This is a genomic window from Sphingomonas sp. (assembly GCF_019635455.1).
Taxonomy (GTDB): domain Bacteria; phylum Pseudomonadota; class Alphaproteobacteria; order Sphingomonadales; family Sphingomonadaceae; genus Sphingomonas.
Map to the genome: position 1 here is coordinate 124,295 of NZ_JAHBZJ010000001.1, position 20,316 is coordinate 144,610.

The following is a 20,316-nucleotide window of genomic DNA, read 5'->3' on the forward strand; positions in this document are numbered from 1 at the left end:
GACATGGCCGAAGGCAGGGCAGCACGCGGCAGCGGTTATCGGCGAATTCGGCCCATGGAGGCATTCGTCCGCGCCCATTTCCCGCGTTGCAATTCGGGCCGCTTCGCGCTAGGGGGCCGCCCTTCCAGCGCGACAGCATTGGATCCGCCGCGGGAGCCTCCGGTATCGATCGGGGGCGTTTGAACCGCTTAACTTGAACCGGGCGCGGGCGTTTGCCGCCGCGTCCAGCGACAGAGTGAGAGACATGGCCAAGAAAATTACCGGCTATATCAAGCTCCAGGTGCCTGCCGGCGCCGCCAACCCCTCGCCGCCGATCGGTCCGGCGCTGGGCCAGCGTGGCGTGAACATCATGGAGTTCTGCAAGGCGTTCAACGCCGCCACCGACGGTCAGGAAAAGGGTACGCCCCTCCCCACCATCATCACCGTCTATGCCGACCGCAGCTTCTCGTTCGAGACGAAGCAGCCGCCGGCCACCTACCTGATCAAGAAGGCCGCGAACCTGAAATCGGGTTCGAAGGAGCCGGGCAAGGTTTCCGCCGGAAAGATCAAGCGTTCGCAGCTCGCCGAGATCGCGACCGCGAAGATGAAGGATCTGAACGCCAACGATATCGACGCGGCGACCCGCATCATCGAAGGCTCCGCCCGCGCGATGGGCCTCGAAGTGGTGGAGGGCTGAACCGATGGCCAAGCTGAGCAAGAAGCAGAAGTCGCAGGCCGACAGCGTCGATCGCGAGAAGCTGTATTCGGTCGAGGAAGCGATCGCGCTGGCAAAGGCGAACGCCACCGCCAAGTTCGACGAAACGATCGAGGTCGCGCTGAACCTGGGTGTCGATCCGCGTCACGCCGACCAGATGGTCCGCGGCGTGGTGACGCTGCCCAAGGGGACCGGCAAGACCGTGCGCGTCGGCGTGTTCGCCAAGGGCGCCAAGGCCGATGAGGCCAAGGAAGCGGGCGCGGACGTGGTCGGCGCCGAAGACCTGCTGGAGATCGTGCAGGGCGGCAAGATCGAGTTCGATCGCTGCATCGCGACCCCGGACATGATGGGTCTGGTCGGCCGTCTGGGCAAGGTGCTGGGTCCCAAGGGCCTGATGCCGAACCCGAAGCTGGGTACCGTGACGATGAACGTCGCCGAAGCCGTGAAGGCGGCGAAGGGCGGCCAGGTCGAATATCGCGTCGAAAAGGCCGGCATCATTCATTCGGGCATCGGCAAGGCGTCGTTCCCGGCCGAGGACCTGCGCGCCAATTTCGATGCGCTGGTCGATGCGGTGGTCAAGGCCAAGCCGTCGGGCGCCAAGGGCAAGTATCTGCGCAAGGCCGCGGTCTCGTCCTCGATGGGTCCGGGCGTGAAGATCGACGTCGCGGACGTATCGGCAGCGTAAACGCGCGCCACGCGATGACATGAAAAAGGAGGGGGGCCGGGAGCGATCCTGGTCCCCCTCACTCGTTTAATCGAGCCGGTTCCCGCCCGTTCCCCGGCCCGGCCGCCACGGGATGCCGGCCCCGGGCGACCGGACGAGGGAACGGCACGAACAGCCTCCGCGCAAGCGGACCGAACAAAGACGGATGCACATGCCTTTCCCCGGAATTCCCGATCACCTGTCCGACGCCCTGACCGCGCGCGGATATGAGGCGTTGACCCCCGTGCAGGCGGCGGTGGTCGAGGACGACGCGCGCGGGCGCGACCTGCTCGTTTCGGCGCAGACCGGATCGGGCAAGACCGTCGCGTTCGGTATCGCGATCGCCGACGAGTTGCTGGAAGATGGCGCCCTGCCCGCCCCCGGCCTGCCGACGGCGCTGGCGATCGCGCCGACCCGCGAACTGGCGTTGCAGGTGGCCAAGGAACTGGGCTGGCTCTACGCGGCGGCCGGAGCGCGGATCGCGACCTGTGTGGGCGGCATGGATGCGTCGCGCGAGCGGCGGGCGCTGTCGCACGGGGTGCATATCGTGGTCGGCACGCCGGGCCGGCTTCGCGACCATCTGGAGCGCGGCGCGCTGGACCTGTCCGCCGTGCGCGCGGTGGTGCTGGACGAAGCCGACGAGATGCTCGACATGGGCTTTCGCGAAGAACTTGAGGCGCTGCTCGACGCGACGCCGGAGGATCGCCGCACGCTGCTGTTCAGCGCGACGATGCCCAAGCCGATCGTGGCGCTGGCCCGCCGCTATCAGCGCGACGCGCACCGTATCTCGACCGTGGGTGAGGATCGCGGCCATGGCGATATCAGCTATCAGGCGATCGCCGTCGCGCCGGCGGATATCGAACATGCGGTTATCAACCTGTTGCGCTATCACGAGGCGGAGACGGCGATCCTGTTCTGTGCGACGCGGGACAATGTGCGCCACCTCCACGCCAATCTGGTCGAGCGGGGCTTTGCGGCGGTGGCGCTGTCCGGCGAGCATAGCCAGAGCGAGCGCAACCACGCGCTTCAGGCGCTGCGCGATCGCCGCGCGCGGGTGTGCGTGGCGACCGATGTCGCGGCGCGCGGGATCGACCTGCCGACGCTGAGCCTGGTCATCCATGTCGAACTGCCGCGCGATGCCGAGACGTTGCAGCACCGGTCCGGCCGGACCGGGCGCGCGGGGAAGAAGGGAACGGCGGTGCTGATCGTCCCCTATCCGCGTCGCCGCCGGGTCGAGATGACGCTGAAACAGGCGCGGATCGCGGCCGAGTGGCTGCCGGTTCCGGGTGTCGAGGACATTCGGGCGAAGGATCGCGAACGGCTGATCGACCGGATCACCGCGCTGGTCGAGGTGGAGGAGGACGACCGCGCCCTCGCCGCCGAGTTGATGACGCGAATGTCGCCCGAGGAGATCGCGCAGGCGCTGGTCCGCGCGCACCGCGCCGCCCTGCCTGCGCCCGAGGAACTGGTCGATCGCGGCCCCACCGATCAACGCGGACCGGTTCATCGCCCGGGATTCGACGATGTCGTCTGGTTCGCGATGAATGTCGGCCGGCGACAGAATGCCGACCCGCGCTGGATCCTGCCGCTGATCTGTCGTCGCGGCCATGTGACCAAGAGCGAGATCGGCGCGATCCGCATCGGCGCGGGCGAAACCCGGTTCCAGGTGCCGCGCGCGCTGGCCGACCGGTTCATGAAGGCGGTCGCCAAGTCGGCGGAGGGCGATGACGATGTGCTGATCCAGCCGGCCGAAGGGCCGCCGCCGCCGGGAACGCGGGGCGACCATGCGCCGCGCCACGGCAAGCCGCGCGACCACAGCCGGCCGATGCACCGCGCGCGCCCCGCAAAGCCGCACCGGGGCAAGCCGGGGAAGAAGTGAGTCCGATCACGGACATCGTCGCCCCGGAGCCGCTCGCCTGGCCAGCGCATGTTGCGCCAGGGACCGCGCAACACGTCCGGAAGGACGGGGCGGGTTGGTGAGCGGGGTTCGCATCCTGGTCGATGCCGATGCCTGTCCGGTCAAGGACGAGGTGTACAAGGTGGCGTGGCGGCGGGCGGTGCCGGTAGTCATCGTCGCCAACAGCCATATCCGCATCCCGGACCATCCGCTGATCGCGCGCGAGATCGTATCGGACCGGTTCGACGCCGCGGACGACTGGATCGCGGAGCGGGCCGACGCCCGCTGCGTGGTGGTGACCGCCGACATCCTCCTCGCCGACCGCTGCCTGAAAGCCGGGGCGAGCGTGATCGCCCCCAACGGCAAGCCCTTCACGCACGCATCGATCGGATCGGCGATCGCGACGCGGGCGATCATGGCCGACCTGCGCGCGGGCGGCGATCAGATCGGCGGGCCGCCGCCGTTCCGCAAGGAGGATCGGTCGCGGTTCCTGTCGGCGCTGGACGAGGCACTGGTCCGGCTCGCGCGATCGCGATAGCGGTGCGTGGGCGGGTGACTTTCGCGCGTTCGCCGCCTATCATCGCCACGACTGCTGACGGGAGTTCTGTTTTCGATGTTCGCACGTTCCGGGCCGCCGATGGTCGCGGCCTTGCTTGGCCTGACCCTTTCCGCGAGCGCACTGGCGCAACAGGCGCCGGCACCCGTCCCTTCCCCCACAGCCACGCCCGCCGCGCAACAGCCGGGCGCGCCGGTGACCTTTGCCCCACAGATCGCGCCGATCGAACTGCCATTGCCGACGCTGACCAGCGAACAGGCGGCGCAGCTGCGCCAGCTGATCGCGCAGGGACGGATCGCGCAGGGGCTTCGCTATTCGAGCGTCGAGGCGGAAAAGCTGCCCGCCGACGACACCGCGCTGGTCAGGACCGCGCTGGACTATGCCCGCGCGCTGCATATCGGGCGGCTCGATCCGTCGGACTTTCAGGAGGACTGGGCGCTGCGCCCCGCCGCCTGGGACCCGCTGCCCGGGTTCAGCAAGGCGGTGGCGGAAAACCGCATCGCCCAGTGGTTCGCCAACCTGACCCCGCCCTATGCGGGCTATGAAACGCTGCGCCAGGGCCTGGCTCGCTATCGCCTGATCGCCGCCGCCGGCGGGTGGAGCACGCTGGCCGCCGGTCCCGACCTGTCGGTCGGATCGAGCGGCGCGCGCGTCGCCGCGCTGCGCAAGCGGCTGGCGGTGGAGGACGACACCACCCCCGCCGGCGGCGACAGTTTCGACGCCGCGCTGAAGGAAGCGGTGGTGCGGGCGCAGCGGCGCTATGGCCTGGCCCCGACCGGCGTCGTGTCAAAGGGGACGCTGGCCGCGCTCAACGTGCCGGTCGAGCAGCGGGTCCGCCAGATCATGGCCAATATGGAACGCTGGCGCTGGATGCCGCAGACGATGCCGACCGACCGTATCCAGGTGAATATCGCCGCCGCGCAGGTCGCGGTGTTCGAAGGCGACACGCCGGTCATGTCGATGCGCGGCGTCACCGGGCGGCCGGGCGGCGGCGAGACGCCGATGCTGTCGTCGATGATCCATTCGGTGGTGCTGAACCCGCCGTGGAACGTGCCGGCCGGCATCGCCCAGCGCGAGCTGTTTCCCAAGGGCGCCGCCTATCTGGCGGCCAACGGGTTCAAGGTGATCGGCACCGGTCCTGGCCGCCGGTTGCAGCAACAGCCGTCGCATTCGGCGCTGGGCAAGTACAAGTTCGATTTCGCCAACCCGTTCGCCGTCTATCTGCACGACACGCCGAGCAAGGGGACGTTCAGCCGCTATGACCGGCTGGCCAGCCATGGCTGCATCCGGCTGGAGCGGCCGGGCGATCTGGCGCGCCTGTTGCTGGAGGGCAGCGCGCAATGGACGCCGGAAGCGATCGACGCCGCGATCGCCAAGGGCGATACGGTGCGCGCCGACCTGCCGAGCGACGTCGCCGTCTATCTGCTCTACTGGACCGCCTATGGCAGCAGCAGCGGCGCGATGAACTTCCGCGACGATCCCTATGGCTGGGACAAGACGCTCGCGACCAAGATCGAGAACCGCTCGGCCGCCCAGGCGGTCGCCGCACGCTGACGCATGAACAGGGAGATTCAGATGAACCGTATCGCCGCCACCGTGACGATTGCCGCCGCACTCGCCCTGTCCGCCTGCTCGGGCGCGTCCAAGCCGGAGGAGCCGGCGGTGAACGAAATGGACAATGTCACCGTCATCGACGAGACGCCGAGCGAGAATATCGTCGAGCCGGAACCGACGCCGAGCGCCACCCCGACGCCGACGGCAGCCGCGACCCCGGTCGCCGACCTGCGCCAGCCCGAGCAGCAGGTTCAGGACGATGCGGAAGCGGTGGGCATGACCGCGCGCCTGCCCCGCGACCAGCCGGCGGGGAACACCACCGTTCCGGCGAACTGACCCCGCCGGACTTGACTTGGGCGCGCCAGCCGCTATTGGCGCGCCTTCGCTCTGCCGGGTGACTGGCGGGCGTACCGTCCGAGACAGTGGGTGCCGCGGGTTCGCCGTGGCTTAATTTCCCGCCAAGACGGGGACAGAGATTTTACCGGCCGGCTTCCGTGCGATGGAGCGACCGGGTCAGCCCGCCGGAGCATTCCGGCCCTGACGATCATGCCCCTCGGACGAGGGGGCCGGGCATCCGCCCGACCTCCGGCGTAACCGGCTCCAGTCCCTTTCGGGCTGGGGTATTTTGAGGAGACCGGCATGGATCGTGCTCAGAAGACCGAAGCCGTTGCCGAGCTGAACCGCACCTTTGGCGAGGTGGGCGTGGTGGTGATCACCCGCAACCTCGGGATGACCGTCAAGCAATCGACGGACCTCCGCAACAAGATGCGCGACGCCGGTGCGAGCTACAAGGTCGCGAAGAACCGCCTTGCCAAGATCGCGATCGACGGCACCGATTATTCGGTGCTCGCGGACCTGCTGACGGGTCCGACGGCGCTTTCCACCTCGATCGACCCCGTCGCTGCGGCGAAGGCGGTCGTCGATTTCGCGAAGACCAACGACAAGATCGAGATCGTTGGCGGCGCGATGGGATCGCAGCTGCTCGACGCGGAAGGCGTGAAGGCGCTCGCATCGCTTCCGTCGCTCGACGAACTGCGTGGCAAGATCGTTGGCCTTATCGTCGCCCCGGCGACGAAGCTGGCGACCGTCACCCAGGCCCCGGCGGCGCAGCTTGCGCGCGTGTTCGGCGCCTATGGCGCCAAGGAAGCCGCATAAGGCTTTCGACCGACTTTTTTCGAACCAATCTGACTGAAGGAATTATACATGGCTGACCTGAACGCGCTTGTTGACCAGCTTTCCGAACTGACCGTCCTCGAAGCCGCCGAGCTTTCGAAGCTCCTCGAAGAGAAGTGGGGCGTTTCGGCCGCCGCTGCCGTCGCCGTTGCCGGCCCCGCCGCCGGTGGTGCGGGCGCCGGTGCGCCGGCCGCCGAAGAGAAGACCGAGTTCGACGTGATCCTGAGCGGCGACGGTGGCAAGAAGATCAACGTCATCAAGGAAGTCCGCGCCATCACCCAGCTGGGCCTGACCGAAGCCAAGGCGCTCGTCGAAGGCGCGCCGAAGCCGGTGAAGGAAGGCGTGTCGAAGGACGAAGCCGAGAAGCTGAAGAAGCAGCTCGAGGAAGCCGGCGCGACCGTCGAGATCAAGTGAGCCGAGGCGCCCGTTTCGGGCGCATCGGACTTGTCCCGGCGCGGTCCGGGATCTCGTGCGGCAGGCGATAGGCTTGCGAATGAAGGGGGCGGTCCGGAAACGGGCCGCCCCTTTTCGTTTCAGCCGAGATACCACCAGAAAGCGATTGCGACGGCCGCGATGGGGACGACGACGACCAACAGGATCGCGGCAAGATATGCGACGGCTCTTCCGCAACGATCCTCGACCCACTCGACATAGGGTTCGAGATCTTGCGGGAGGATGGTCATCTAGGCGCTCGGAACCTTCGTCGCATAGCGTTTCGCGGCGAGGCGGCCAAAGCCCTCCCCTGCCCGTTCAACCCAGAGCGGGCCGAGGCGGTCGCCGCCCTGGGCCGGTGCGGTGCCGATCATGAACGCGTCGCGCAGCGTCTTGATCGACAGCCCCGCATACCAGCGCAGCGCGACCGGGACGATCGGCACGAACATCTGCTTTCCCTGCATCATCACCGCCTGCATCTGATCGGCGGGCAGGCTGACCTGGCCATTGAGCATATGCACATTGCCGGCCGCGATGCTGAACGGCTCCGACCCCGGCGCCATGCGCGCGGCGGCCTGAAAGGCCTCGATCTGGGCATCCTGTTGCGGGTTCGCGCCGAACAGGGTGAGCGTCGCACGGATATTGTCGGCGGACTCGGGTCCCCGATTCTGGATGAACAGCTCGAAATCGAGCACCACCATCCCGTCGCGGATCGCCGCGCGCAGCGGGCGCAGTTCGGTCACCAGCGGCCCGGGAGGCGCGGCCACCTGGGCGGCGGGCGCGCGGGGCGGCGATGCGGCAGGCGCCGGGCGCGCGAGCGGCGGAGGGCCGGGCGACGGTGCCGACGTCGCGACCGGCTGCGGATCGGGTGCGGCATCGGCCTCCGCCGCGCGGCGACGACGGCCGAGCAGCCAACCCGCCCCGCCCCCGACGACCAGCAGGCCCAGCGCGCCCAGGAGCGGCCACAGCCAGCCGGGCGCCTGGATTCCCGCACCCGGCGCGGCGGTGATCGCCGGGGTCAGTTCGGTCTGAACTGGCGAAGGCGATTCAGGCGCGGAGGACGGCGTGAACCGCGTCACCGGCAGGGATGCGGTGGGTTCGGGCGTCACGACCGGCGACGGTGACCCTGTCGGGCGTGAAGCGGATACGGCACGCGGCGATGGCGTGGGGACCGGCGCGCGGGGCGTCGCGGCAGGCGACGGACGCGCGGCGGGCGCCGGCGACGGAGCGGGCGTTGGCGTTGGCGTCGGGGCCGGCGCGGGAGTCGGCGTCGCGCCCTTTGGTTGCAGGTCGAACCCCTGAAGCGGCGGCGTGATGATGACGGGGCGCTGGCCATTCTGCCCGAAGCCGGGAGCGGCGGCGAGCAGAAGAGGGATCAGCGCAACGCCGGCGCGGTATCGAAACGCAGTCACGGCGCGCCCGTTAGCATGTTGTAGCGCCCATGCCGCATCAAAAATTCCGTCCGGTTCACGGGCAACATGCCGAACCCGCGCCACCCGATTAGAGGGCGGCGCGGGCCGATACAATGTGAAGTCAGATTGGATCAGACCTTTGCCGGCACGCTTTCCAGGCGCGCCTCGATATCGTCGAACAGCGCGGTGTCGTCGCGAAGCTCGAACGGAACCAGCGCCTCGCCGCCATTGACGCGCCCGACCGAAAAGGCGGCGGCGGTGCGCCCCTCGCTGCCATCGGGCAGGCGGTAGCGGGCATCGGCGATCAGGACCGGGACGAACCCTTCATGATCACCGTCGCCGGTCACATGCAGGTCGTCACGCGGCAGCGTCGCCGCGGCGTCGAGCCGCGTGCCGTCGCCCGGTTCGATCCGTTCGGCATCCACGACCGCGTCGGCAGGCGGGTGGATCAGCATCCGTTCGATCTCCGACTGCTGCCCGGGCTTGCCGCTCAGCATGAACGCGCCGATGCGCACGTCATCGGCAGGCACGCCGCCCGCATTCACCACCGTCAGCTCGAATTCCACGATCGCGCCGTCGCGGTTCGTGCCGGCGCGCATGGGCCGCATCGCCAGTTCGAGCTGCGGGCGATCGCCCCGAGGGGCCGCGCCACCAAGGACGGCGTCGATATCCTCAGGATCGGGCGCAGTCAGATGCGGCGTTTCCAGCGACGCATGGCCCTGCGCATCGGGCCGTTCATCGGCCATTGGCCGAGCGAAGAACATCGGCGCGGCGGCAACCGGGTCTTCACGCGCCGGCGTGCGGTGGGTGACCGGGTCCGTCTCCGCGCGCTCCGGCACGAACACGATGTCATGGTCGGTCACCGCCGGCGCAGCGGCCTGCGGCGCGCGCGCCGGCCCCGCTTCTGCCTCGGCGTCCTGCCAGATCGCGTCATCGTCCCGGCGACGACGCAGCAGGGCCAGCCCCGCGACAAGGGCGGCAAGTCCGCCCAGGCCGGCGAGAATCAGCCACAGCGTTCCGTTGCCGCCAGTCTGAACAGGCGGTGCGATCGGCGCGGCCGGGGCCTGAGCCACCGGCGGAGCGGCGACCGGCGCCGGTTCTGTGGCCGGGGGTACAGACGCGGCGGGGACGCTCTGCGTCTGTGGCGCTGGCTGCGGAGCGGGCGCAGCATCCGCACGCGCGGGGGTCACGCTGGCGGTGCGTGCAGGGGACACGCTGGCGGTGCGCGCGGATTGTGCAGCCTGCGCCCGCGCCGTTTCACGCGCCGCGGCACGGCGTTCGGCCGCGCGCTGGCGATCCTCTTCGCGCGCCTGCTCCAACACACCGGGCGCCACGGGGGTGCGCGAGCCATTCACGGTCTGCGGCTCAGGCGCGACGATCTGGGGACGTTGCACCTGAACCGGCGCCGGCGCAGGCGCCGGTTGCGCCGGAACATAGACCGTCGGAGGCGCCACCGTTTCCTGCGCGTGCGCGATCGACGGCATGGCGATTGAGGGGATGGCGACGGCCGCTAAAAGCATGGCGATCGCCCGGCGATGCGCGTTACGCGCTGAATGATGATTGTGGTTCATAACGCGGGCTAAACGGTTGGAACCTGCAATTCGTCGCGCGGATCGATCGCAATTGCGACGAAACGCCACTTGTCATCGTCAAGTTGAACGTTCTTGTAGTCTTATAGCGGCATCGGGCTGACTTGATCCACAACATAAATGGCGAAAGATGAACGGATATTCATACTCGCATCAATTTGGATCTTGAATTTCATCAACTTCACTTGCCTCGGCGGCGAGAAACCAGCCGTTACGAATCGCGGCGCGGAAGGCCGGCCCGGCTTCCAACCGTTCGCGCCGCGCCGCAGCTTCCATCTTGATCAAATAGTCCTGACGCGCAAGACGAACGGAAGCCGCCTCGATAAACAGGGCGCGAGCGCGCGCACGCCCGTCGGGCAAACCAGCAAACGCTACCGCCCCAACCTCCAGATAATCGGCGGCATCCTGATCGACCCTGAGATTGGTGCGATGGTAAAAGTCGTAGACAAACGCGTAATATGCCGACGCCTCTGCAAAGCGATTCACGGCGATCAAGCTGCGCATCAGGTTAACGCTGCGGTTTGCCAAAAGCGGCTCGAATAACTCGAGGCGCAAGCTGTTGTCCCGCCGCGCTTGGTTCCACAACAGATTCGCAAGCGACAGCCGTTGGGCCGCGACGGCGAATTCCGCCTGCCCCAACCGCGTCGCATCCTCGGCGATATAATGGAACAGCGGCGTGACCAGCCCGCGATGACGATCACGAATATCGCGGGCGACACGATCGAGCAGGTCCAGCGCATCGTCAGTGCGACCGGCGGCAATATGCATAGTGACCAGCGCCCGCACATAGTCGTCGCGCGCGCCGTCGGACAGCCCCGCCCCCGCAGGCTCCGCTCCGGCAAGCGAACGTTCGACGGCCTCGGCGATCCGCCTGGGGTCAAGATAGGGTCCGCCCCGCCGGATCGCGGCCTCGCGATCGGTCGAGGCGATGGGATCGGGCGCACCCGAAGGCGCCGACGTGATCCGGGCGAAGGCGGCGAGGCGAGCATCGGCGTTCCGCACGGCACTGACATCGCCGGTGCGCGCAGCGGCATCTCGGACCGCGCGCCAGATCCGGATACATCGCGCGCTGCGTTGGAGGTCGGTCTCGGCCAGCGGCTCGCGCGGACCCGCCTCGCATCGATCGGCAGCTTGCAGGAAAAGATCGAGCGCCCGGCGATAGTCGCCCGCGCTCTCCGCATCCGACGCGAGATTGACCAGTTCGCCAATCGCTTCCATCTCGGCGCGAAGCCGCTGATGCGGCGTTGGCGGCGGTTCTGCGCCCGCTTGCAGCGCGGCGGCGAGAAACAGGACGAGCGACATTTCCCGATGCTATCCCGACGTGACGCGCAAGCAATCGGATAAAATGTGACGCGACCACCGGTTTGACACCGGCTGGGCCGGCACCTATATCGCACCCTCCCCATCCGGACCGGGAAATGGATTGTCGTCGCGCAGCGATCCGCACGAATTGGCCGGTTGAGGTTCATAGACGCTTGAGAGGCTGAGCTTTTCCCGCTTTCGAGGATGGGAGTCGCTCGGCCCTTTTGGCGTCTGTTCGCGTGTCCGACTCCGGGGACTGCCGGGGACGAAATTATTTGGCTGACGAGGCGAAAAGCTACATGGCAACGAAAGCGATCGAGAGCGGCACCGCAAAGCGCCGCATCCGCAAGGTGTTCGGCGACATCCACGAAGTGGTGCAGATGCCGAACCTGATCGAGGTGCAGCGCGAGAGCTACGAACAGTTCCTCCGCTCCGATCCCTCGATCGGCTATGTCTCCGGCCTGGAAAAGACGCTGCGCAGCGTGTTCCCGATCCGCGACTTCGCCGGCACCGCAGAGCTGGATTTCGTCACCTACGAACTCGAGCCGCCGAAGTTCGACGTCGAGGAGTGCCGCCAGCGCGGGATCACCTATGCCGCGCCGATGCGCGTCACGCTGCGCCTGATCGTGTTCGAGGTCGATCCCGATACGGAAGCCCGGTCGGTGCTCGATATCAAGGAGCAGGACGTGTACATGGGCGACATGCCGCTCATGACCGAGAACGGCACCTTCTTCATCAACGGCACCGAGCGCGTCATCGTCAGCCAGATGCACCGTTCGCCCGGCGTGCTGTTCGACCATGATCGCGGCAAGACGCATGCCAGCGGCAAATATCTGTTCGCCGCGCGCGTGATTCCGTATCGCGGTTCGTGGCTCGATTTCGAGTTCGACGCGAAGGACATCGTCAACGTCCGCATCGACCGCAAGCGCAAGCTGCCGGTGACGACCCTGCTGTACGCCCTGGGGCTGAACAGCGAGGAGATCCTCAACCACTTCTACAACACCGTCACCTTCGTGCGCGGGCCGAACGGGTGGCAGATCCCGTTCCAGCCGGAAAACTGGCGCGGTGCGAAGCCGGCGTTCGACATCGTCGATGCGAAGTCGGGCGAAGTCGTGTTCCCGGCCGGGCAGAAGATCAGCCCGCGCGCGGCGAACAAGGCCGGCAAGGACGGGCTGGAAACGCTGCTCATCCCGACCGAGGAAATCTTCGGCCGCTACAGCGCCTTCGACCTGATCAACGAAGGCACCGGCGAGATCTATATCGAGGCGGGCGACGAAGTTTCGGCCGAGAATCTGGAGAAGCTGGACAAGGCCGGCATCGACCGGATCGAGCTGCTCGACATCGACCATGTCTCGACCGGTCCGTGGATCCGCAACACGCTGAAGGCCGACAAGGCCGAAGAGCGTGAGCAGGCGCTGTCCGACATCTATCGCGTCATGCGCCCCGGCGAACCGCCGACGCTGGAGACGGCGGAGTCGCTGTTCGGCGGCCTGTTCTTCGACCCCGAGCGCTATGACCTGTCGGCGGTTGGCCGCGTGAAGCTCAACATGCGCCTCGACCTCGATGCCGAGGACACGGTGACCACGCTACGCACCGAGGACATTCTGGCGGTCGTCAAGACGCTGGTCGATCTGAAGGACGGCAAGGGCGAAGTCGATGATATCGACAATCTCGGCAACCGCCGTGTGCGTTCGGTGGGCGAGCTGCTGGAGAACCAGTATCGCGTCGGCCTGCTGCGCATGGAACGCGCGGTCAAGGAACGCATGTCGTCGGTCGATGTGTCGACGGTGATGCCGAACGACCTGATCAACGCGAAGCCCGCGGTCGCCGCGGTGCGTGAGTTCTTTGGTTCGTCGCAGCTGTCGCAGTTCATGGACCAGACCAACCCGCTGTCGGAAGTGACGCACAAGCGCCGCGTGTCGGCGCTCGGGCCGGGCGGTCTGACGCGTGAGCGCGCGGGCTTCGAAGTCCGCGACGTTCACCCGACCCACTATGGCCGCATCTGCCCGATCGAGACGCCGGAAGGCCCGAACATCGGCCTGATCAACAGCCTCGCCAGCTTCTCGCGCGTCAACAAATACGGCTTCATCGAGACGCCGTACCGCAAGGTCGTGGACGGCAAGGTGACCGGCGAGGTCGTGTACCTGTCGGCGATGGAAGAGGCCAAGCACACGATCGCCCAGGCATCGGCCGAGGTCGATGCCGATCACCGCTTCACCGAGGATCTGGTGTCGGCGCGCCAGGCGGGCGAGTTCCTGATGGCGTTGCCCGAGACGATCACCCTGATGGACGTCAGCCCCAAGCAGCTGGTGTCGGTCGCGGCCTCACTCATTCCGTTCCTGGAAAATGACGACGCCAACCGCGCGCTGATGGGTTCGAACATGCAGCGCCAGGCGGTGCCGCTGGTGAAGGCGGAAGCGCCCTTCGTCGGCACCGGCATGGAAGAGACGGTTGCCCGCGATTCGGGTGCCGCCATCGCCGCCAAGCGCGCCGGCATCGTCGATCAGGTCGATGCGAGCCGCATCGTCATCCGCGCCACCGGCGACGTGTCGGCGGAGGAGAGCGGCGTCGATATCTACACGCTGATGAAGTTCGAGCGTTCGAACCAGTCGACCTGCATCAACCAGCGTCCGCTGGTGAAGGTGGGCGACGTCGTCAATGTGGGCGATGTGATCGCCGACGGCCCATCGACCGAGTTCGGCGAGTTGGCGCTGGGCCGCAACGCGCTCGTCGCGTTCATGCCCTGGAACGGCTACAACTACGAAGACTCGATCCTGATCTCCGAGCGCATCGTGAAGGACGACGTGTTCACGTCGATCCATATCGACGAGTTCGAGGTGATGGCCCGCGACACCAAGCTGGGGCCGGAGGACATCACCCGCGACATCCCGAACGTCGGTGAGGAAGCGCTGCGCAACCTCGACGAGGCGGGCATCGTCTATATCGGCGCGGAAGTGGAGCCGGGCGACATCCTGGTCGGCAAGATCACGCCGAAGGGCGAATCGCCGATGACGCCGGAAGAAAAGCTGCTCCGCGCGATCTTCGGCGAAAAGGCCAGCGACGTGCGCGACACCTCGCTGCGTCTGCCGCCGGGCGTTTCCGGTACGATCGTCGATGTGCGCGTGTTCAACCGCCACGGCATCGACAAGGACGAGCGCGCGATGGCGATCGAGCGCGAGGAGATCGAGCGGCTGAAGAAGGATTCGGACGACGAGCGCAATATCCTCAATCGCGCCACCTGGTCGCGGCTGAAGGAAATGCTGCTCGGCCAGACCGCGACCGCGGTGCCGAAGGGCCTGAAGAAGGGCAGCGTCATCGACGAGGACCTGCTCGACAGCGTCGATCGTCACGAATGGTGGAAGTTCGCCGTTCAGGACGACGCGATGCAGTCGAACCTGGAAGCGGTGAAGGGCCAGTATGACGAGGCCGTGAAGCGCATCAAGGACAAGTTCGAGGACCGCCGCGAGAAGCTGGAGCGGGGCGACGAACTGCCGCCGGGCGTGCTCAAGATGGTCAAGGTCTTCGTCGCGGTGAAGCGCAAGCTGCAGCCGGGCGACAAGATGGCCGGCCGTCACGGCAACAAGGGCGTCATCAGCCGCATCCTGCCGGTCGAGGACATGCCGTTCCTGGAGGACGGCACCCCGGTCGATATCGTGCTGAACCCGCTGGGCGTGCCGAGCCGCATGAACGTCGGGCAGATTTTCGAGACGCACCTTGGCTGGGCGGCCCGTAACCTGGGCATGCAGGTCGCGGCGCAGCTGGAGGACTGGCGCGAGGAGCATCCGGATGCGGCGGCGGGCGACATGCCCGGCGCGGTGAAGGACCGCCTCAAGACGATCTATGGCGATCACTATGCCGCCGAGATCGACGCGCGCAACGGCGATCAGGTCGCCGAGCTGATCCAGAACGTCCGCACGGGCATCCCGATGGGGACCCCGGTGTTCGACGGCGCGCGCGAAAGCGACGTCACGGACATGCTGGAGCTGGCGGGTCTCGATCCGTCGGGTCAATCGACGCTGTTCGACGGGCGCACCGGCGACGCGTTCGACCGCAAGGTGACGGTGGGCATCATCTATATGCTCAAGCTGCACCACCTGGTCGACGACAAGATCCACGCGCGTTCGATCGGGCCGTACAGCCTCGTCACCCAGCAGCCGCTGGGCGGCAAGGCGCAGTTCGGCGGCCAGCGCTTCGGCGAGATGGAGGTGTGGGCGCTTCAGGCGTACGGCGCCGCCTATACGCTGCAGGAGATGCTGACGGTGAAGTCGGACGACGTGATCGGCCGCACCAAGGTCTATGAGGCGATCGTCAAGGGTGACGACACGTTCGAGGCCGGCATTCCCGAGAGCTTCAACGTGCTCGTCAAGGAAATGCGCTCGCTGGGCCTCAACGTCGAGTTGAAGAATCTCGACGAGATCGAGGACGGCGACGAGATGGCCGAGGCGGCGGAGTAACGAAGTGGAGAGAGCGTACAGAAGATGCCAAGTGAAAACAGGCCGCCGTCATGTGCCTCTTGGTAATGCGTTCTTTTTCGTCATCCCTGCAGTTTGACGAGCTTTTCCGGAGCTAGTGTACGACGGTCTGATTGTTGATGCCGTCTTTATACTTGCGATGATTGGCACTGTTGTTTGGGGCTGGCGCATATCCTCGCGCAAGACTGACACCCTCTAGAGGGACGAAAGATTATGAACGAACTGACCAACTTCGCGAACCCGGTGGCCAAGCCGGAGACCTTCGACCAGATCCAGATCGGCATTGCGTCGCCCGACCGCATCCGTTCCTGGTCGTACGGCGAAATCAAAAAGCCGGAGACGATCAACTATCGTACCTTCAAGCCGGAGCGCGACGGCCTGTTCTGCGCGCGCATCTTCGGCCCGATCAAGGATTACGAGTGCTTGTGCGGCAAGTACAAGCGCATGAAGTACAAGGGCATCATCTGCGAAAAGTGCGGCGTCGAGGTCACGCTCCAGCGCGTGCGCCGCGAGCGCATGGGCCATATCGAACTGGCCGCGCCGGTCGCGCATATCTGGTTCCTGAAGTCGCTGCCTTCGCGCATCGGCCTGCTGCTCGACATGACGCTGAAGGATCTCGAGCGGATTCTCTACTTCGAATACTACGTCGTGCTTGAGCCGGGCCTGACCCCGCTGAAGGACCGTCAGCTGCTCTCCGAAGAGGAGATGCTGAAGGCGCAGGAAGAATACGGCGAGGATTCGTTCACCGCGAAAATCGGCGCGGAAGCGATCCGCGAACTGATGCGCGGCATGGACCTCGAGAAGATCGCGGCCGACCTGCGCGTCGAAATCGCGGAGTCCACTTCGGAACTGAAGCCGAAGAAGCTCGCGAAGCGCTTGAAGCTGATCGAGGCGTTCCAGCAGTCGGGCAACAAGCCGGACTGGATGATCATGACGGTGATCCCGGTCATTCCGCCGGATCTGCGTCCGCTGGTTCCGCTGGACGGCGGCCGCTTCGCCACGTCCGACCTGAACGACCTGTATCGCCGTGTCATCAACCGTAACAACCGCCTCAAGCGGCTGATCGAGCTGAAGGCGCCGGACATCATCATCCGCAACGAAAAGCGCATGTTGCAGGAGGCCGTCGACGCATTGTTCGACAACGGCCGCCGCGGCCGCGTCATCACCGGCGCCAACAAGCGCCCGCTGAAGTCGCTGGCCGACATGCTGAAGGGCAAGCAGGGCCGGTTCCGCCAGAACCTGCTCGGCAAGCGCGTCGACTATTCGGGCCGCTCGGTCATCGTGGTCGGCCCGGAGCTCAAGCTGCACCAGTGCGGCCTGCCGAAGAAGATGGCGCTCGAGCTGTTCAAGCCGTTCATCTACTCGCGGCTCGACGCCAAGGGCTATTCCTCGACCGTCAAGCAGGCGAAGAAGCTGGTCGAGAAGGAGAAGCCGGAGGTCTGGGACATCCTCGACGAGGTGATCCGCGAGCATCCGGTGCTGCTCAACCGCGCGCCGACGCTCCACCGCCTCGGCATCCAGGCGTTCGAGCCGGTGCTGATCGAGGGCAAGGCGATCCAGCTTCACCCGCTGGTCTGCACGGCCTTCAACGCCGACTTCGACGGCGACCAGATGGCCGTTCACGTGCCCTTGAGCCTTGAGGCGCAGCTGGAAGCGCGCGTGCTGATGATGTCGACCAACAACATCCTGAGCCCCGCGAACGGCAAGCCGATCATCGTGCCGTCGCAGGACATGGTGCTGGGCCTCTATTACATCTCGATGGAGAAAGAGGGCGAGCCGGGCCAGGGCATGGTGCTGGGCGACATGGCAGAGGTGCATCAGGCGCTGTTCGCCGGCGCGGTCACGCTGCATAGCAAGATCGTCAGCCGCGTCCCCCAGACGGACGAGGACGGCAACACCTATATGAAGCGGTTCGAGACCACCCCGGGCCGCATGCTGCTGGGCGAATGCCTGCCCAAGAGCCACAAGGTGCCGTTCGACACCGTCAACCGCCTGCTGACCAAGAAGGACGTGGGCGACGTGATCGACGAGGTCTATCGCCACACCGGCCAGAAGGAGACGGTGCTGTTCGCCGACGCGATCATGGCGCTGGGCTTCCGCCACGCGTTCCGCGCCGGCATCTCGTTCGGCAAGGACGACATGATCATCCCGGCCGCCAAGGACGAGATGGTCGATGAAACCCGCGCGCTGGTGAAGGATTACGAGCAGCAATATCAGGACGGCCTGATCACCCAGCAGGAAAAGTACAACAAGGTGATCGACGCCTGGAGCCGTTGCGGCGACCAGGTCGCGGCCGCGATGATGGACGAGATCAAGGCGGTGAAGGTCGATCCCGACACCGGTCGTGAGAAGCCCGCCAACGCCATCTACATGATGGCGCATTCGGGCGCCCGCGGCTCGGCGGCGCAGATCAAGCAGCTGGCCGGCATGCGCGGCCTGATGGCGAAGCCGTCGGGCGAGATCATCGAAACGCCGATCATCTCGAACTTCAAGGAAGGCCTGACCGTCCTTGAATATTTCAACTCCACCCACGGCGCCCGCAAGGGTCTGGCCGACACCGCGCTCAAGACGGCGAACTCGGGCTACCTCACCCGCCGCCTGGTCGATGTGTCGCAGGACTGCGTCGTCATGGAGACCGATTGCGGCACCGACCGCGCGCTGGAGATGAAGGCGATCGTGCAGGGCGGCAGCGTCATCGCGTCGCTGGGCGAGCGTATCCTGGGCCGCACCACCGCCGAGGACGTGGTCGATCCCAAGACCGGCGACGTGGCGATCCCCACCGGCACGCTGCTGGACGAGCCGATGATCGCGCAGATCGAGGCGCTGGGCGTACAGGGGATGAAGATCCGCAGCCCGCTGGTGTGCGAGGCGAAGATCGGCGTGTGCGCCAAATGCTATGGTCGTGATCTTGCCCGTGGTACGCCGGTGAACATCGGTGAAGCGGTGGGCGTCATCGCGGCGCAGTCGATCGGCGAGCCGGGGACGCAGCTGACCATGCGCACCTTCCACATCGGTGGCGCAGCGCAGCTGAACGAACAGTCGAACCTGGAGGCGCCGGTCGATGGGACCGTCGAGTTCCGCGACATGCGCGTGATCGAGGATCAGCGCGGCCGCCGCGTCGTGCTGAGCCGTTCGGGCGAGATCGCGATCCTGGATACCGAGGGCCGCGAGCTGGCGGTGCATCGCATCCCCTATGGCGCGTATGTCATGTTCGATGACGGGCATATCGTCAGCAAGGGCGACCGGATGGCCGAATGGGATCCGTTCACCATGCCGGTGATCACCGAAACCGGCGGCGTCGTGAAGTATCAGGACCTGATCGACGGCAAGACGCTGACCGAACAGGTGGACGAGGCGACCGGCATCGCGCAGCGCGTGGTGATCGAAAATCGCGGCGCGTCCGCCAAGAAGGAGGATCTGCGTCCGCGCCTGACCCTGACCGGTGAGGGCGAGGGCGAGGCCGCGCGCTACATGCTGGCGCCGGGCGCGGTGATCAGCGTCGAGGACGGTGCCACGGTGAAGGGCGGCGACGTCCTCGCCCGCGTCAGCCGCGAAAGCGCCAAGACCCGCGACATCACCGGCGGTCTTCCGCGCGTCGCCGAGCTGTTCGAGGCGCGCAAGCCGAAGGAAAACGCGATCATCGCCAAGGTCTCTGGCCGCGTGGTGTTCGGCAAGGATTACAAGGCCAAGCGCAAGATCGGCATTCAGCCCGAGGACGGCGGCGAGGTCGTGGAATATCTGGTGCCGAAGTCGAAGGTGATCGACGTTCAGGAAGGCGACTATGTCAAGCGTGGCGACAACCTGATCGGCGGCAGCCCCGATCCGCACGACATCCTTGAGGTGCTGGGCATCGAGCCGCTGGCCGAATATCTCGTGTCGGAAATCCAGGAAGTCTATCGACTCCAGGGCGTGAAGATCAACGACAAGCACATCGAGGTGATCGTTCGCCAGATGCTGCAAAAGGTCGAGATCACCGACGCCGGCGACACCACCCTGCTCCCCGGCGAGCAGGTGGACCGCGACGAGATGGACGAGACCAACGCCAAGCTGGGCAAGGGCCAGGCGCCCGCACAGGGCAAGCCGATCCTGCTGGGCATCACCAAGGCGTCGTTGCAGACCCGCAGCTTCATCTCGGCCGCCTCGTTCCAGGAGACCACCCGCGTCCTCACCGAGGCGGCGGTCCAGGGCAAGCAGGACACGCTGATCGGCCTGAAGGAGAACGTCATCGTCGGCCGCCTGATCCCGGCGGGTACGGGTGCGGGAATGAACCGCATGCGCATCGCCGCGACCAGCCGCGACGCGGCGCTCCGCGCCCAGCAGCGCAAGCTGCAAGAAGCCCTGATCGCGCCGAACTCGGCTGCGGAAGAGCATGCCGCCGAGCTGGCCCAGGACCCGATCGACGCGATGGTCACCAGCGACGCGCTGGAGAAGGTCGAAGTCTCCGGCGACGGCAGCGATGCCGCCGCGGGCGATTATCTGAACGAGACCGAGTAACCGGTCCGCTCAGCAGTCGCTGACGAACGAAAGAACCG

General features: G+C 66.5%; 14 protein-coding genes. 10 read left to right on the top strand and 4 right to left on the bottom strand.

Annotated features, from left to right (window positions below):
- Positions 1-244: 244 nt before the first annotated feature.
- From rplK to rplL, 8 genes are all read left to right on the top strand, one after another.
- On the top strand, positions 245-676 hold the full coding sequence (gene rplK, locus KF783_RS00655; RefSeq protein WP_294075959.1) for a 50S ribosomal protein L11: 432 nt from the start codon (positions 245-247) through the stop codon (positions 674-676).
- Between the two features lie 4 nt (positions 677-680).
- On the top strand, positions 681-1,379 hold the full coding sequence (gene rplA / locus KF783_RS00660; RefSeq protein WP_294075960.1) for a 50S ribosomal protein L1: 699 nt from the start codon (positions 681-683) through the stop codon (positions 1,377-1,379).
- Positions 1,380-1,569: 190 nt separating this feature from the next.
- Entirely contained in the window at positions 1,570-3,276 is a 1,707-nt protein-coding gene (locus KF783_RS00665; RefSeq protein ID WP_294075961.1) for a DEAD/DEAH box helicase, read from the top strand.
- 94 nt (positions 3,277-3,370) lie between these two features.
- Positions 3,371-3,832, top strand: coding sequence for a YaiI/YqxD family protein (locus KF783_RS00670; protein ID WP_294075962.1), 462 nt, complete (start codon positions 3,371-3,373; stop codon positions 3,830-3,832).
- A gap of 75 nt (positions 3,833-3,907) precedes the next feature.
- Complete coding sequence (locus KF783_RS00675) at positions 3,908-5,404, top strand: L,D-transpeptidase family protein (RefSeq protein WP_294075963.1); 1,497 nt, start codon at positions 3,908-3,910, stop codon at positions 5,402-5,404.
- 21 nt (positions 5,405-5,425) lie between these two features.
- Positions 5,426-5,740 (top strand): hypothetical protein, encoded by a 315-nt coding sequence (locus tag KF783_RS00680; RefSeq protein ID WP_294075964.1) that lies wholly within the window; start codon positions 5,426-5,428, stop codon positions 5,738-5,740.
- Between the two features lie 303 nt (positions 5,741-6,043).
- Positions 6,044-6,559 (top strand): 50S ribosomal protein L10, encoded by a 516-nt coding sequence (gene rplJ, locus KF783_RS00685; protein ID WP_294075965.1) that lies wholly within the window; start codon positions 6,044-6,046, stop codon positions 6,557-6,559.
- A gap of 48 nt (positions 6,560-6,607) precedes the next feature.
- On the top strand, positions 6,608-6,991 hold the full coding sequence (gene rplL / locus KF783_RS00690) for a 50S ribosomal protein L7/L12 (RefSeq protein WP_294075966.1): 384 nt from the start codon (positions 6,608-6,610) through the stop codon (positions 6,989-6,991).
- 119 nt (positions 6,992-7,110) lie between these two features.
- On the opposite strand, the gene KF783_RS00695 is transcribed toward rplL, so the two are convergent.
- The 4 genes from KF783_RS00695 to KF783_RS00710 all read right to left on the bottom strand — a co-directional run bounded on the left by KF783_RS00695 (position 7,111) and on the right by KF783_RS00710 (position 11,312).
- Positions 7,111-7,260 (bottom strand): hypothetical protein, encoded by a 150-nt coding sequence (locus tag KF783_RS00695; RefSeq protein WP_294075967.1) that lies wholly within the window; start codon positions 7,258-7,260, stop codon positions 7,111-7,113.
- Positions 7,261-8,118 carry a hypothetical protein gene (locus tag KF783_RS00700; RefSeq protein WP_294075968.1) on the bottom strand — a complete coding sequence of 286 codons (858 nt, stop codon included), beginning with the start codon at positions 8,116-8,118 and terminating at the stop codon, positions 7,261-7,263. It lies immediately after the preceding gene.
- Positions 8,119-8,552: 434 nt separating this feature from the next.
- Complete coding sequence (locus tag KF783_RS00705; RefSeq protein WP_294075969.1) at positions 8,553-9,941, bottom strand: LPXTG cell wall anchor domain-containing protein; 1,389 nt, start codon at positions 9,939-9,941, stop codon at positions 8,553-8,555.
- 222 nt (positions 9,942-10,163) lie between these two features.
- Complete coding sequence (locus KF783_RS00710) at positions 10,164-11,312, bottom strand: hypothetical protein (RefSeq protein ID WP_294075970.1); 1,149 nt, start codon at positions 11,310-11,312, stop codon at positions 10,164-10,166.
- Positions 11,313-11,611: 299 nt separating this feature from the next.
- On the opposite strand from KF783_RS00710, the gene rpoB reads away from it, so the two are divergent.
- On the top strand, positions 11,612-15,766 hold the full coding sequence (gene rpoB, locus KF783_RS00715; protein WP_294075971.1) for a DNA-directed RNA polymerase subunit beta: 4,155 nt from the start codon (positions 11,612-11,614) through the stop codon (positions 15,764-15,766).
- 231 nt (positions 15,767-15,997) lie between these two features.
- Complete coding sequence (rpoC, locus tag KF783_RS00720) at positions 15,998-20,278, top strand: DNA-directed RNA polymerase subunit beta' (protein WP_294075972.1); 4,281 nt, start codon at positions 15,998-16,000, stop codon at positions 20,276-20,278.
- Positions 20,279-20,316 lie beyond the last annotated feature (38 nt).

Coding starts and splice junctions, on each gene's coding strand:
- KF783_RS00705 (WP_294075969.1), bottom strand. CDS start 9,941: ATGCTTTTAGCGGCCGTCGCCATCCCCTCAATCGCCATGCCGTCGATC.
- KF783_RS00710 (WP_294075970.1), bottom strand. CDS start 11,312: ATGTCGCTCGTCCTGTTTCTCGCCGCCGCGCTGCAAGCGGGCGCAGAA.
- rplJ (WP_294075965.1), top strand. CDS start 6,044: ATGGATCGTGCTCAGAAGACCGAAGCCGTTGCCGAGCTGAACCGCACC.
- KF783_RS00695 (WP_294075967.1), bottom strand. CDS start 7,260: ATGACCATCCTCCCGCAAGATCTCGAACCCTATGTCGAGTGGGTCGAG.
- rplA (WP_294075960.1), top strand. CDS start 681: ATGGCCAAGCTGAGCAAGAAGCAGAAGTCGCAGGCCGACAGCGTCGAT.
- KF783_RS00675 (WP_294075963.1), top strand. CDS start 3,908: ATGTTCGCACGTTCCGGGCCGCCGATGGTCGCGGCCTTGCTTGGCCTG.
- KF783_RS00680 (WP_294075964.1), top strand. CDS start 5,426: ATGAACCGTATCGCCGCCACCGTGACGATTGCCGCCGCACTCGCCCTG.
- rplL (WP_294075966.1), top strand. CDS start 6,608: ATGGCTGACCTGAACGCGCTTGTTGACCAGCTTTCCGAACTGACCGTC.
- rplK (WP_294075959.1), top strand. CDS start 245: ATGGCCAAGAAAATTACCGGCTATATCAAGCTCCAGGTGCCTGCCGGC.
- KF783_RS00665 (WP_294075961.1), top strand. CDS start 1,570: ATGCCTTTCCCCGGAATTCCCGATCACCTGTCCGACGCCCTGACCGCG.
- rpoB (WP_294075971.1), top strand. CDS start 11,612: ATGGCAACGAAAGCGATCGAGAGCGGCACCGCAAAGCGCCGCATCCGC.
- rpoC (WP_294075972.1), top strand. CDS start 15,998: ATGAACGAACTGACCAACTTCGCGAACCCGGTGGCCAAGCCGGAGACC.